This window comes from Desulfatiglans parachlorophenolica (genome assembly GCF_055394735.1).
In genome coordinates, this window is the sequence record NZ_AP042460.1 from 57,410 (window position 1) to 70,913 (window position 13,504).

Below are 13,504 nucleotides of genomic sequence, written 5' to 3' on the forward strand. Positions count from 1 at the left end.
TAAACATCATTCATTGCAGGTTTTCTTGGTTAATTTGACGCTTGACTTTATCAATGGAATCGAATATGAGACACGCAGAGTGACCCCGTGAGTTCTGTGAGAGAAAGAACGTCTCAAACCGTGATTCGGTCCTGCCTTCATGATCTGAAATGCCTTTGCTTGTCTGCGGGTGGCGCTTTTGATCGAACTGCTCTTGTATGGATCGCTCCATCCTTTGCTGCGCCCTGCCGGTGTTTACAGCCGTAGGTTTCCACCCAACCGATATGTATCACTCCGATCCATCAGGATTTTTCAAAGCCTTGTCCAAAGGCTTGCGGTAGATATTCGACCATACAGTGGAGGTGGGGTATGTTGAAAAGTTGGCTTTTAACCGTATGTTTGTGCTGTTGTTTTGGGTTCGTCGGGGCGATGCAGGCCTCGGCGGAAGAAGCGGAAGGCCGGGTTGGTGGCGTCTGGAACAAGATCCATCCAAAGCTCATCGACCGGCTCAAAGACCGCTACGGTGAAGATTTTGCCGCCATGTTGAAGAAGGAACCCGCGGCATCTGAGTCGGTCGAGGTTGTGATCCGTGTCAAAGCGGGCACGGACGTAAGTGATATCATGATCCGCTCGGCGGTCCGGCCCTATGTGGACCCGCTCGGAATGCAGGCGGTGGTGGGCACCATAAAGCTGGGAGACTTGGAACAGCTCGTGGGCATCCCCGAGGTCCAGCGGGTTCAGCCGGCCGAAAGCATCATCGATCCGCCCAAGCGGCCCGACCCGGGCATTCGAAAGCGTTTCGATCAGAAACCGGACGCATCGCTGGAGCGAATGGATCCGGTGTCCGGCCTTTTGGATGAGGCGTCTCCCATCGCGGGCGACTGGTATGAGGTGCGGGACGAGGTCCATCGATCGCGGAACGCCTGGGCCAACGGTTATAACGGCACGGACGTGCGGGTCATGGTCAACGACTCCGGGATCGATTTCTGCCACCCCGACCTCTATGGAACCTGGGCCGTCCACCCGGATACCGGATGGCCCCTCATGTATGACAGCTACTCCATGTACCTTTTTTGGCGCGATGCAGTGTTCGGGGAAGGCAACATCGCCGCTGGTGCGGCCCACTACGCGGACACTTCCCAAACCTGCACGGGTTCGCCTTGCAGCTATCGGCCTCTCGGGGCGGCGAGCCTGCATAATTATGTCCTTCCTGCGACGAGCGAAAGCGGGGTCTACCACATCGGCAGCCACCCCGACGAGAGTCTGCTCGGTATCGGAACCGCTGGTGAGCGGGCGGCTATCCTGGTGGTGGACGAGGGCGCGGCAGGGGTCTACGACACCGTCTACGCCGACCTGAACGGCAATCACGATTTTACCGACGATCCGAAGGCGCAGGCCGCCACCCCGACCCTCTGCTCGAATTACGGCAACACCGGGGCCCTGATCTCCGGCGGACTGGTCTATTTCATCGCCGATGGGGTGAATCCGGTTCCCGTCTCCGATTGGCTCTACGAAATGGGGCCGCCCGCGAACGGCATGCTTGTGGCCTTTACGATCAACGATTTCACAGAGGTGGGAGGGGACCATGGCCAACTCTGTGCTTCAGCGGTGGCCGCACAGGGGTGGGTGAATGGCGGTGCGCCTTCGTACAAGCCGCCCTTTGTCCAGGAGGGGGACGGCCTGGTGGTTGGCAGCGGCCGGGGGGCGCGGCTGCAGAGCAACGGAAACCAATATATGAGCCCTTTTATAGAAGATGCGTTTCTCTTCGCTAAATTTGGGTATGATGGTTGGTCCGGGACGGGCGATGACACCCAGATCGTATCCAACAGCTTCGGCTACAGCGACACGGACAACGACGGTTGGGACTTCGAATCGCGATATCTCGATTGGATCCAGCGGGTCCTGCCGCAGAACCTGAGCATCCTTTTTTCGACCGGCAATGGCGGGCCCGGTTACGGGACAGCTGCGCCTCCGGCGCCACCGAGCGGCATCAGCGTGGGCGCGTCGACGCTATTTGACAGCTGCGGGGTTTTTGATTCCCTCACGGGGCTCGATCAGATTCTCTATAATGATATTATTCCCTTCTCCAACCGCGGCCCCGGGGCGAGGGGCAACGCCGGGGTCGACGTTACAGCGAACGGGGCCTGGGGTGCCGGCGACCTGGCCGTCAACGAGTGTTGGGAAGGCAGCTGCGGGAATCCCCTGAACGTAGAGAATGCCTGGGACCTATGGGGCGGTACCAGCCGCTCGACGCCTCTGGCGGCCGGTATACTGGCGCTCGTCTACGACGCCTACCGGCAGAAGCACGGGAACTGGCCCGATTATGAAAAGGCCAGGGCCATCCTGATGTCCGGAGCGCAGAACGTCCATTACGACTCCCTGACTCAGGGCGCCGGGGTGCTCGATGCCGACACCGCCACCCAAATCGCCGGTTTCGAAGGCGGGGTCTACACCCTGCCGGAAAGCTGGAGCGCGGGCGATTACCGGGGCGTCGCCCATACTGGCTTCGCAGCGATCGCTTACCCCGGAGAGACCTATGACCAGGTGTTCACGGTTGAAAACACCTCCAACGCATCCAGGACGGTTGCTATCCAATCGGATAGGCTGGTCAGGTTCGGTTCTTACAGCTTTGACTGGACCACGAGTGTGCTGACGGCGGAGAGTGCGCCCAACGTCTATCGCAGGCCGGATTATCTCAAGCGTTTCGGCGGTGAACTCCCACAGGTCCCCCTCGGTACGGATCTCATGGTGATCAAGCTGGTCCAGCCGTACACCGAATTCGATGTCAACGGGGATTATAATGCCGACAACCGGTTCATCCTCGCGGCCTACGATTGGAAAGACATGAATACGAACGGCACGCTCTGGGAGGATTCGAACGGGAACGGGGCGGTGAACGAGGGCGAGATCGAAACGGGGGAGTATATGCGCTTCGGCTATGCCTACAATGTCGGGACCACCCAGGAACTGCGGGTGCATAAGCCGCTCGAAAGACAAACCGACGGCCTCTTCCTGGGCCTCATACATGCCTGGAGGGACGAGGCCGTCCCTGTCACGCACCTCAAGGTGATGGTTGAATATTATCGACACGATCCATGGGGGTGGCTGACCTTCGATGCGCCCTCGATCGAGGTGCCGCTCTCGGGGAATGCGACCTTCCAGGCGAGTATCCAGATCCCGCCGGGGACGGCGCCGGGGCTTTACGAGGGGACCATTCGGACATACGACGGTTCCCACAATGCGACCATACCGGTGACGGTCAACGTGGCGGCCGAATGGACGGGTGAACTTGTGTCGTTGACCGAACCGGCCTCCGATACCCCTGAACTCCTGTACAACAACGGTCGTCTCAGTGGTCATTTCAACTGGAATTGGCGTGCGGAGTCGGGGGACTGGCGTTTCTTCTTCGTCGATGTCCCCGATGACGTTGCTCCAGGGACTTACCTGCTCTGCAAAACGACCTGGGGGGGGATCACTCCCCATACCGACATCGACACGATCATCATGGGGCCTCAGATAGACGGCTTCGATCAGCTGGATCCGGATTACTACGGCCCCTACTCGCTGGATGTCGTCGGAAAAAGCCCCAATACTCATATGGGAAGCGGCAAGTGGGCGTTCCAGACGTCCTCCGGAGGGGCCGAGGATTGGGTGTCGGCGCCCCTGACGGGCGGCCTCCATCTGGTGGCGCTCCACAATGTCCTCTATCAGCAGGAATGGGCTGCGGCTGTCGGGCAGAAGTCGAGCGAGGAGGGTGGGGATTTCTTCGGTATGCCATTCAATGCTACCTTAGGGCAGTTGATTGTAAGCAAGCCCGAGATCGATGTCCCCGTCTATGGAAGAACCGGTTCGATCACCATGACCGTGCAGACAGGATTCAACCTGTCCGAGCTCGATTTTGAGGTCTACGGCCTGAGCTGCCCACAGGTCGTGGAAGGCACGGTCTCCGAAGGTGAGTCCAAATTCCATGTGGTTCCCATTTCCCATGGGGGGCTGCTGGAAGTGGAGCTCGAAGGCGCCTTGGGGACGGATCTCGACCTTTATCTCGAGGACCCCCACGGCAATGTAGTGGCCACGTCTGAAAGCTCCGGGTCGAACGAGACGGTCCGCGTAAAGCTTCCGGAGGACGGTGACTGGGTGATCGAGGTGTATGGCTGGTCCGTTCCTGAAGGACCGGCTCCCTACACGCTGACGATCCACGCTGTCCAGGGAGAGGCCCTGAGTGTTTCGTATGACCCTCCCGGGCCCTATGAGCCCGGGCAGACCGTGACCGTTACGATTACCTATGATTTTGGCGATTACCCGTGTGATTCGCCGGAGGGGGTTCTTTTCATCGGGCCGCCCGGAGGTGAGACGAGCATTGAGATACCGGTGCTCCTGCGGGATCGCATTCCTTCCCCGAGCATGCCCGTACCGGCGATTTCCATGGGCGGTTCGGCCGTTCTCTTTGCGCTGCTTGCCGCCGGGGCGTTCTTCTTCTTGAGGAGACGCCGGACCGTCTGATAAATCCCGTGCCGCCCCTTTGGAGGGGCGGCACGCCGCCCATAACAGCCGCAACGGGGTTCTCCCCCGTTTTTTTTCGAATAAATTGTTTTGAAAAAGGACGCACAATGAATACAATTCAGATGGTTGTTTCTTAGAATCATCGAAGGGGTCCGTGGAGTACCGTCCTACGTTCCAGTCGGGGAAGGGGGGGCAAGGGTTCGTGGCTGTTCCTGTGCCCGCCTTTTCGGGCGGTGGTCTCGGAACGATCGCTTACCCCAGCCCATCTAGCGAAACAGAACAGGAACCCGGTAAACAGGAGTGGCAGATGCCTTGCCCCGTGACCGAAGGAATGAAGATTCGAGCCCAGTGGGTCAGCTTCCTGAGAACGGGGAGTACAGCGGGCGTCCGTGAAGTCATCAGGTCTTCCTGGCTACGCTGCAGGGAAAAAGGTCTCAAACCCACTGAGCGGAGGTCTTGCAAGGATGGCTCCGTGCCGGCGGAACTCGACGGCGCGATGCGGAGGCGTTTGAGACAGTTGGTTGTCTCCCGGTACCACGACATCGAATCGCGCTTCGCCTTCAGCCCCTTTGCCCTGATCTTCGCCGGGGCCGACGGCCGATTATGCTCCCTTTACGGGAGCGAGGACGTGATCGATCAGTTCGATGTGCTCTGCGTTCGGGAAGGAGCGAGCTGCGAAGAGCAAGTCGCGGGCACCAATGCACCGTATCTGGCTTTGATGGAAAAGAAGCCCGTGACAGTCTTGGCGGAAGAACATTTTTTTGAGGATTTCCACTGGGCCAAATGTTTTGCGGTCCCGATTTTCGACTACCAGAAAAATCTTGCCGGATCGCTCGGCCTTACTACTACCCGTGCATGCCCTTCTAAGATTGAAACCCTTATCGAGTATTTTTGCTGGCTGGCCCATTCCCTTTCGCTCGAACTGTTCATCGAAGAGAGGCTGCGAAGGTTCGAGATCCAGGACTTTTACTTCCGGTCCACCTTTGAACTGGCTGACCAAGCCCTGGCCCTCGTCGATAGTGAAGGCGCGATCCTGGATCTCAACTTGTCAGGCCGACGGCTCTTGAGCGCCAGTCCACCACCTTCCACGTTTGGAAATCTTGCAAAGTGGATGCAGTTTCCCAAAACCCCCGGCTCATTTGCCGCGTATGCCGGAAAAACCCATTGGGTGCAGTTGCGCAGCAGTGAAATCCAGAACGGTCGTTTTGCCATGGAGGTGGTTCCCCTGCTGGGGCAGGTTGGCGATCAAACGGTGTATCTTGTAAGATTTCTGCCCGAAGAGACACGCTTCTTTACCATCGCAGGCTCGAATCGGTTCGAAGGGTACGCCTTTGCGCGCATCGTCGCCAAGGCTCCTCAAAGCGTGCGGCTTCTCGATCTGGCAAAGCGGGCGGCCGGAAATGCATCGTCCATTTTGTTGGAAGGGGAAACGGGCACTGGCAAGGAACTTCTAGCGCAGGCCATTCATCACGCAAGTTCCTACAAGAACGGTGCCTTTGTGGCGGTCAACTGTGCGGCGATTCCCCAGGAACTCGTCGAAAGCGAGCTTTTCGGATATGACCGCGGGGCATACACGGGTGCGAAGAAAGAGGGGGCTGCAGGTAAGTTTGAACTCGCCAACGGAGGGACTATTTTCCTCGACGAAATCCAAGCGATGTCGATGGCGGCCCAGATGAAACTCCTGCGGGTTCTCGAGGAGCGTGCGGTTACAAGAATCAGCGGGCTGAATCCTATCCCTCTTGATTTTCGTATCATTACAGCTAGCTCGGAAAGCCTGCGCAGGCTGACGGAGGCGGGGGATTTTCTTGAGGCGTTGTTTTACAGACTCAATGTCGTGAATTTTACGATTCCTCCCCTGCGGGAGAGGAAGGAGGATATCCCTCCGATGGTGGAGACGTTCATCCGGGAGATGAATGTGAAATTCGGCCGCGCCATCCAGGGGTTGACGTCTGCGGCTATGGACCTCTTCATGCGGTATGCTTGGCCTGGAAATGTCCGGGAGTTGCGCAACTGTATCGAATATGCCTTCAATTTCTGCGATAAGGATGTCATCTCGGTGGAGGACCTGGGTCAAAAACTCCTAGAGTTCAAACACAATGAAAGAAAAATGGAAAAAACAATAGAAGGTATTACTAAAGATCTGATTGTGGAAGCGCTGAAAACTCAACCTACCGTGACCGGGGTGGCTGATGCCCTTGGTATCTCGACAAGCACCCTCTACCGCAAAATGAAGCGGTTCAATCTTTCAAAATGACACGCCTATGCCATTTTGAAAACCGATGCTGCCGGAATTCGCCAGCCGCTCTGAGAGTTTCGATCCCCGATTTCATAATATATTAGCTGGTTAAGCGACTTGCCGGGTGCAAAGGCGCCGTTGGCATCCGTTTTGCTGATGTTCAACCATGGGTGGTCGCAGCGAGGAACCAATCGGCCTGCAGCATGGGATTGGTTCGTAGAGGCGTGACCGCGTCAACGAGCTTTCGTGAACCCGAACCAGGAATCAGGAGGGATCGATGCAGAAAGATTATAGGGTGCTTATCGGCGGGGAATGGGTTGAGGCGGCGGGAGGCCGGCGGATCGAGGTGATCAATCCCGCAAACGGGGAGAAAGTCGGCAGCGCCCCCGAATGCGGTGCGGAGGAGGTGGACAAGGCGGTGAGCGCGGCCGTGGAAGCTTTTCCAGCGTGGGCGTCCAAGACCATGGGCGAGCGTTCAAAGATACTTTTGAAGATTTCCCAAGGAATTATGGCCCATAAGGAAGAACTGGCGAAGCTCGAGACCGCGGAACAGGGATCTCCGATACGCAAGGCCATGAATTTCGATGTTCCGCTCTGCGCCGAGCAGTTCGAATATTTTGCCGGCGTTGCCCGGGCCCTGACAGGGGAGACCCTGCCCGTGGGGCCGTGGTGCCTGTCATGCACCGTAAGGGAGCTGCTGGGGGTCGTAGGGCTCATTACGCCCTGGAATTTCCCGGCCCTGATGGTCGTCTGGAAACTCGGCGCGGCCCTCGTTACGGGCAACACCTGTATCGTCAAGCCGCCGTCGGTTGCCCCCCTGACCACGTTGAAGCTGAGCGAGATCGTCATGGAAGCGGGCGTCCCTGCAGGTGTGGTGAATATCCTGACCGGCCCCCGGGTGAATCCGTCGGTGAGGCCCTCGTGAAGCACCCGAAGGTGGCCAAGATCGGGTTTACGGGCGATACGGCGACAGGCAAGCGCATCATGCGGCTTGCCAGCGATACGGTCAAGCAGGTCGGGTTGGAGTTGGGTGGCAAGAACGCCTTTATCGTCATGGCCGACGCCGACGTCGATTCGGCTGTGGAAGGGGCCGTTTTCGGCGCGTTCTTCAACACCGGACAAGTTTGCGCCGCCGCCAGCCGGTTTTATATCCATGAATCCTTGTATGACGCGTTCGCCGAAAAATTTGTCACTGCGTCGAAGAAGCTCAGGTGTGGCGACACCATGGATATGGGAACCGTCATCGGACCACTGGCCTATGAGGCCCACCGGGACAAGGTCGAGGGCTATATCCGCGGCGCCAAGGAGGCCGGCGCCACTTTGCTGCTGGGGGGGGAGCGGCCCGACACGCCCGAAACCCGAAACGGCTTTTTCGTTCTGCCTACCATTTTTGGCGGCTGCACGAATGACATGACATTCATGCGGGAGGAGATCTTTGGCCCCGTCGTTGGACTGGCGCGTTTCAGTACGCCGGAGGAGGCCGTTGCGCTGGCTAACGACTCGAACTACGGACTTTCCGCATCGATCTGGACAAAGGATGTGCGTGCGGGGTTGGCCATGGCCGGACAGATCAAGGCCGGTACAGTGTGGATCAATGAACATCTGATCATCTTCTGCGAGACCCCGTGGGGCGGCTGCAAGCAATCCGGCTGGGGGAAGGATCTCTCCACCATGGTGCTCGACGAATACACGACCACGAAGCACATCTACGTGGACCTGACCGGCGTGCCCGAAAAACCGTGGTACGCGATTCTCAAGTAGGTCGATGTCGAGGCCGGGCCGCCGCTTGGTGGGTAAGGGGCCGACATCCTTTCCGCTTTGACGCATCGGACTAACCATTTTCTCGGCGGAGTGTAACTCAACGGAAAACTACTTTCTGGCTGATGACCAGTGCATTTCCCTGCTAGCAAGAAAGGTCAGATTGAGTGATTTGGAGTTATCGAAGAGCTTAGAGGATGGGCATTGCAGGCAATGCAGCGGGATTTTATCTTAACACAATTAGTATTGCGAACTTAAGGAGGCATATTATGCTGGACATCGGTAAGTTTGAGACGTCAAGATGTACCGGAATAGATGATTTCATGGGACCTTCCCATCTATTATCCGATCACACCAAGATAGCATGTGATCAGTTGCGAAAATTCGTGAACAAGGAAATTCTCCCTCATCACGACAAAATGGACGATTATTGGGATTGGACTGAACGAAAAGAACGTACGTTTATTCACGACATCATCAAAACGCTTTACGTTGATTTTGGCATTCAGAAAATGCTGTTCCCGGAAGAGCTGGGCGGACTGGGCGGCGGTTCTTTCACCGATGCTTACGCGTTGGTGGAGGAATTGGCAAGGGGCGACCTCGGCATTTGCACTGAAGCGTTCATGAATGTTTGGGGGATAATGCCTATCGCACCTCCCACGCCCAACGAAACCCTGCTCAAGAAGTTTGCAGCTCAAATGTGCGGGGATAAGGTATTTCAGGTCTGTTCCTGCGTTACGGAGCCTCAGGGGGGGGATCGGTAGAAGACTTCAGGTTAAAGGGGTCTCAGATTAAAACCAGGGCTCGTCTAGAAAACGATGAGTGGGTCATCAATGGCCATAAGCTTTGGGCATCGGGAGCCAGGGAAGCTGATCTGTACAGGGTGGTCTGTTGCGTTGAAGGCAAGAAATTTCCAGAGAACATTGCGCAAATATACGTGCCGGCAGAGACCCCGGGAGTTAGCACAAGCAAGCCCTACAGAAAAATGGGCTGCAGTATTGACACCAATGGAGATGTCTGGTTCGACAACGTGAGGGTACCCCGAGAGAATCGGGCACATGATGATCCCAGAGAAGATTTGAAATCCTTGATTGTCAATTTGACACCCGGCCGATTGGCATCGGTGCCCATGACTCTCGGGATTATGAAGAGGGCCTATGAAATCCTTAAAGAGCATGTCGATGTCAGGGAAATTGCTGGGATGCCCATGAAGGACCATGGGGTGATTGTGCATGAACTCGGACAAATAGAAGAGGATATCCTAACGGTAGAGGCATATCTTTACGCCGTAGCCGAGAGGTTGGACCTTCCAGACGTCTACGGGCCGCCCTGGGAATACAAGAACTATGCCCTGGTTGCTGCTGCTAAGAAAACGGCGGGTGACATAGGTTACAGGATGGTGAATCGCGCATTGGATCTGATGGGCTCGCAGGGCTACTCACGTGAAGGAGGGCTTGAAAAGCTCGTCAGGGACATGAAAATCACCCAGATATGGGTCGGGGTCCCCTTCTCTACCTGACGGACCTTTCGAGGTATTACTTTGAAACGGCAGCACTTTGATGAATGCGTTATACGTGTTACCATTGATGCCGCTGTCGTTTGCTGCAGCATGAAATCATGGTCGTGCGAGCTATACGGATATAAAATAGAGATCTTTGCAAAAAAACTGAGTGGTTTGTCGCTTTGTCTTTGTCTCTAAGGAAAGAGGTCACGTACTGCGTGTTTTTCAGAAACGTCACTTCTTTTATCTGGCCTCAAGCGCGTAATAGCTGGACGTTTACATATGAGTGTTAAAGAATTCGCGAAGAAGAATTAATCGAGTGCTGTTTATGACATAAGTGCTCTTCCTATGCATTATGTGCAACATCTGGAAGATTCCCGCCTCGGTGAAGGATCTCCCCGTCGAGACCTGGATCCGGCTCCTGTCCTCGGATATCCTTTCGGACCTGAGAGAGTTGGATGTCACGGGCGGAGAGCCTTTTCTGAGGGGGGACCTGTTGGATCTCTTCCGGGGTATCCGCGACGCAAAGCGGAGGAACCTCCGGGCCCTTGCCTCAGTCGCCCTCACCACCAATGGTTTCCTGACTGCACGGGTGCTGGAGGATACGGAGCGGATCCTGGCCATCCTCGCACCGAGGGGATCGAACTCGTGATGGTCTGCGCCATGGACGCCGTAGGCAGGCTGCACGACAGGATCAGGAATTACCCCGACGCCTGGTCCAGGGTCCACGAAACCGTCCAGGGTCTCAGAGCGTTACGGCGGGTATACCCGAACCTCGTTGTCGGCCTGAAGACCACCGTTCTGCCCCTGAATGTGGACGAGCTAGACGGGATCAGCGCCTATGCGGATGAAAACAGGCTTTTCACCATCATCTCCCCCTGCATTATCACCCGGGGCCGCTATCTGAACCCCGACCGCGAGGCCGAACTCGCCTTGAGCGGAAGGGACAGGGAAAAGGCGGCGGCCTTTTTCGCGCGAAGGCCGCTTGGCTGGGCGTACCATTCGAAGGCCGTGGCGCGTTGCCTCCGGACGGGGGTCATGAAAAAACCCTGCACCTGCGGCTTCAACTACTTTTTTGTACGGAGCACGGGGGATGTATATCTCTGTCCCCTGATCGATGCGTCTGTCGGCAGCATCGCCGATCGCCCCATCTCGGAAATCCTCGTCTCTGAAAAGGCCTCTTGGATGCGCCGGCGGATGGGCTCCCTTCCCGAATGCCGGTCGTGCACCGAGCCGGGGTTGGAGCGGTACGCACTGACCTACGAAGGATGGACCTACCTTTCGCTCTTCTTCAGGATGGGGAAGAGGCGCTTTTGCGAGCTTCACCATTACATGGGCCTTACAAAATACCTGAAATAGAGCGGCGGCTCCAGCGATCGATGGAGGGCCTGTCCTCGGGACACGGCGCCGTCCTCGGCCGTGCATGGGAAGCGGCTTTTCCTGGGCTGCACCCTGTCTCCCGCAGGAAAGCCGATCACGCCGCTGTTGATCTCCAAGGCATCGAGCGCAGCGAACGAAGACTCCGAATACGGTGTACGCTTTAAAGAGGTGGAAGGGATAAACGGCCTCCTGTCCATCGTTGAACTCGATGCCTTCAAGGGCTGCGGTCGTCTCACAAGCCGCTTGATCCGTCTTGCCGCCCGCCGTGGAATCGCGGATATCGCTTCATACGCACTTTCGCCACCTGAGCATAGGAACGTGGCGAGGTGCATTGACCTGCAAAACGGGAGCCTATATGATAAAGGGTGGTCGAGAGAGGTTTTTCTTCGCCGAAGGATGTATCCGCCGATAACCGCCATTTTGCGGCGGATCGCGTCATGACGGCGTGTCGGATTGACTGAAAGGGCCTGGGTTCGCCCATGTCGGTGGAGGCGGTGGAGAAGATGGGTGATTTTGGCAAGGACGCGGATGGGGCGCTGGTCGAGGGGCGCGCGCCCGATCTCGATCTGCCGAGGGAGATGTGCGTACTGGAGGGGCCGGGGGAACCGTGCGTCCTGGTGATTTTCGGCGCTTCCGGGGACCTCGCGGGGCGCAAGCTGTTGCCCGCGCTTTGGAACCTCTATCTGCAGGGCGGCGTGCCGCAGACCTTCGCGATCCTCGGCTGCGCCAGGACTCCGATGACGGACGAGACGTTCCGAGCTTACACGCGGGAACTGCTCGAGTCTGCCGGTATGCTAAAGGCATCCCGATGGGAGGGGTTTTCGCGGCTGCTGCATTATCGCGTCCTCGACTACGGGGATCCTGAAGCCTTCAAGACCCTCGGATCGGACCTTGACGCGCTCGATCGAGAGGCGCACACAGCTGGGAACCGCGTTTTCTATCTGGCCGTCCCGCCGGGGATCTACGCACGTACAGCCGAGTTGCTCGGGAACTCCGGCCTTTCCGGGGAGGGGACGGGCCGGGGCGGTTGGTCCCGCATCGTCGTTGAAAAGCCCTTCGGGCACGATCTGGAGTCGGCCGAACGGCTGGACGGAATTCTCCACCGCTATTTCAGGGAGCATCAAATCTTTCGGATCGACCACTATCTCGCCAAGGAGACGGTTCAGAACATCTTGATGTTCCGGTTTGCGAACGCGATCTTCGAACCGTTGTGGAACCGCCGCTACATCGATTACATCGCTGTCACAGCCGCCGAGACCCTCGGCGTGGAGCACCGGGCAGGCTACTACGAAGAGGCCGGCGTTCTTCGGGACATGTTCCAGAACCACATCATGCAGCTTCTGGCCCTGACGGCTATGGAACCGCCCTCGATCTTCGAAGCGGAGCGCGTCCGAGACGAAAAGGCGAAGGCTTACCGCGCCCTGAGGCCCTTCCCGGTGGACAGGCTGGATGAGTACCTGGTCCTCGGCCAGTACGGCCCGGGGGTGCTCGACGGGCGGGAGGTCCCGGGGTACCGGGAAGAGACGGGGGTGAGCCCCGATTCGCTGACTCCGACCTTTGCCATGATGCGGGTCTTCCTCGACAACTGGCGGTGGCAGGGGGTCCCGTTCTATCTGACATCCGGCAAGCGTCTCAAAGCCAAACGAACCGAGCTCGCTATCGCCTTCAAGCATGTGCCCCACTCCATGTTCCGGCAGGTCCTCGGCGAGCATATATCGGCCAACCGGCTGATCCTGGGGATCTATCCCGAGGAACGGATCACCCTCACGTTTCAGACCAAAAACCCCGGGGCCAAGGTCTGTCTGCGAACGGTGACCATGGATTTCAACTATCATCAGAATTACACGGGCCCGGTCCTCGAGGCCTATGAAAAGGTCCTCATCGACTGCATCCTGGGGGATCAGATGCTCTTCTGGCGGCAGGACGGCGTAGAACTCTGCTGGTCTTTCCTGACGCCCATCCTGCATCGGTGCGAGACCTGCGGCAATCGGGCGGAAAGGCTCCTGCGCTACCCTGCGGGAAGCTGGGGACCGGACCAGGCCCATCAGCTCGGGCCGGTGCTCGACTCATTGTCAGATACGCCATGACAATGGATTTGCACGGGATGAGACCCTGCTCCGAATTGATCCTTGAGTTTTGGTCTCCGC

Annotated in this window: 9 protein-coding genes; all 9 read left to right on the forward strand. The window is 57.5% G+C overall.

Annotated elements, in window-relative coordinates:
• Window positions 1-348 precede the first annotated feature (348 nt).
• The 9 genes from ACZ500_RS00220 (at window position 349) to zwf (ending at window position 13,444) form a co-directional block, all read left to right on the forward strand.
• Window positions 349-4,482 (forward strand): S8 family serine peptidase, encoded by a 4,134-nt coding sequence (locus tag ACZ500_RS00220; protein WP_464230529.1) that lies wholly within the window; start codon window positions 349-351, stop codon window positions 4,480-4,482.
• A 307-nt stretch (window positions 4,483-4,789) separates the two neighbouring features.
• Window positions 4,790-6,736 (forward strand): sigma-54-dependent Fis family transcriptional regulator, encoded by a 1,947-nt coding sequence (locus ACZ500_RS00225; RefSeq protein WP_464230530.1) that lies wholly within the window; start codon window positions 4,790-4,792, stop codon window positions 6,734-6,736.
• 259 nt (window positions 6,737-6,995) lie between these two features.
• On the forward strand, window positions 6,996-7,643 hold the full coding sequence (locus ACZ500_RS00230; protein WP_464230531.1) for an aldehyde dehydrogenase family protein: 648 nt from the start codon (window positions 6,996-6,998) through the stop codon (window positions 7,641-7,643).
• Window positions 7,640-8,479 (forward strand): aldehyde dehydrogenase family protein, encoded by an 840-nt coding sequence (locus ACZ500_RS00235; protein WP_464230532.1) that lies wholly within the window; start codon window positions 7,640-7,642, stop codon window positions 8,477-8,479. The genes ACZ500_RS00230 and ACZ500_RS00235 overlap by 4 nt, the downstream gene beginning before the upstream one ends.
• Before the next feature lie 266 nt (window positions 8,480-8,745).
• Window positions 8,746-9,240, forward strand: a complete 495-nt coding sequence (locus tag ACZ500_RS00240) for an acyl-CoA dehydrogenase family protein (protein WP_464230533.1) — start codon at window positions 8,746-8,748, stop codon at window positions 9,238-9,240.
• A gap of 65 nt (window positions 9,241-9,305) precedes the next feature.
• Complete coding sequence (locus ACZ500_RS00245) at window positions 9,306-9,995, forward strand: acyl-CoA dehydrogenase family protein (RefSeq protein WP_464233130.1); 690 nt, start codon at window positions 9,306-9,308, stop codon at window positions 9,993-9,995.
• 337 nt (window positions 9,996-10,332) lie between these two features.
• Window positions 10,333-10,629, forward strand: a complete 297-nt coding sequence (locus tag ACZ500_RS00250; protein WP_464230534.1) for a hypothetical protein — start codon at window positions 10,333-10,335, stop codon at window positions 10,627-10,629.
• Window positions 10,629-11,336 (forward strand): SPASM domain-containing protein, encoded by a 708-nt coding sequence (locus ACZ500_RS00255; protein WP_464230535.1) that lies wholly within the window; start codon window positions 10,629-10,631, stop codon window positions 11,334-11,336. The genes ACZ500_RS00250 and ACZ500_RS00255 overlap by 1 nt, the downstream gene beginning before the upstream one ends.
• Before the next feature lie 500 nt (window positions 11,337-11,836).
• Window positions 11,837-13,444 carry a glucose-6-phosphate dehydrogenase gene (zwf, locus tag ACZ500_RS00260; protein ID WP_464230536.1) on the forward strand — a complete coding sequence of 536 codons (1,608 nt, stop codon included), beginning with the start codon at window positions 11,837-11,839 and terminating at the stop codon, window positions 13,442-13,444.
• Window positions 13,445-13,504 lie beyond the last annotated feature (60 nt).

What these genes read in the sequence shown, in the direction of transcription:
- ACZ500_RS00220 (WP_464230529.1), top strand. Translation starts at nt 349, where the DNA reads ATGTTGAAAAGTTGGCTTTTAACCGTATGTTTGTGCTGTTGTTTTGGG.
- ACZ500_RS00225 (WP_464230530.1), top strand. Translation starts at nt 4,790, where the DNA reads ATGCCTTGCCCCGTGACCGAAGGAATGAAGATTCGAGCCCAGTGGGTC.
- ACZ500_RS00230 (WP_464230531.1), top strand. Translation starts at nt 6,996, where the DNA reads ATGCAGAAAGATTATAGGGTGCTTATCGGCGGGGAATGGGTTGAGGCG.
- ACZ500_RS00240 (WP_464230533.1), top strand. Translation starts at nt 8,746, where the DNA reads ATGCTGGACATCGGTAAGTTTGAGACGTCAAGATGTACCGGAATAGAT.
- ACZ500_RS00250 (WP_464230534.1), top strand. Translation starts at nt 10,333, where the DNA reads ATGTGCAACATCTGGAAGATTCCCGCCTCGGTGAAGGATCTCCCCGTC.
- ACZ500_RS00255 (WP_464230535.1), top strand. Translation starts at nt 10,629, where the DNA reads ATGGTCTGCGCCATGGACGCCGTAGGCAGGCTGCACGACAGGATCAGG.
- zwf (WP_464230536.1), top strand. Translation starts at nt 11,837, where the DNA reads ATGTCGGTGGAGGCGGTGGAGAAGATGGGTGATTTTGGCAAGGACGCG.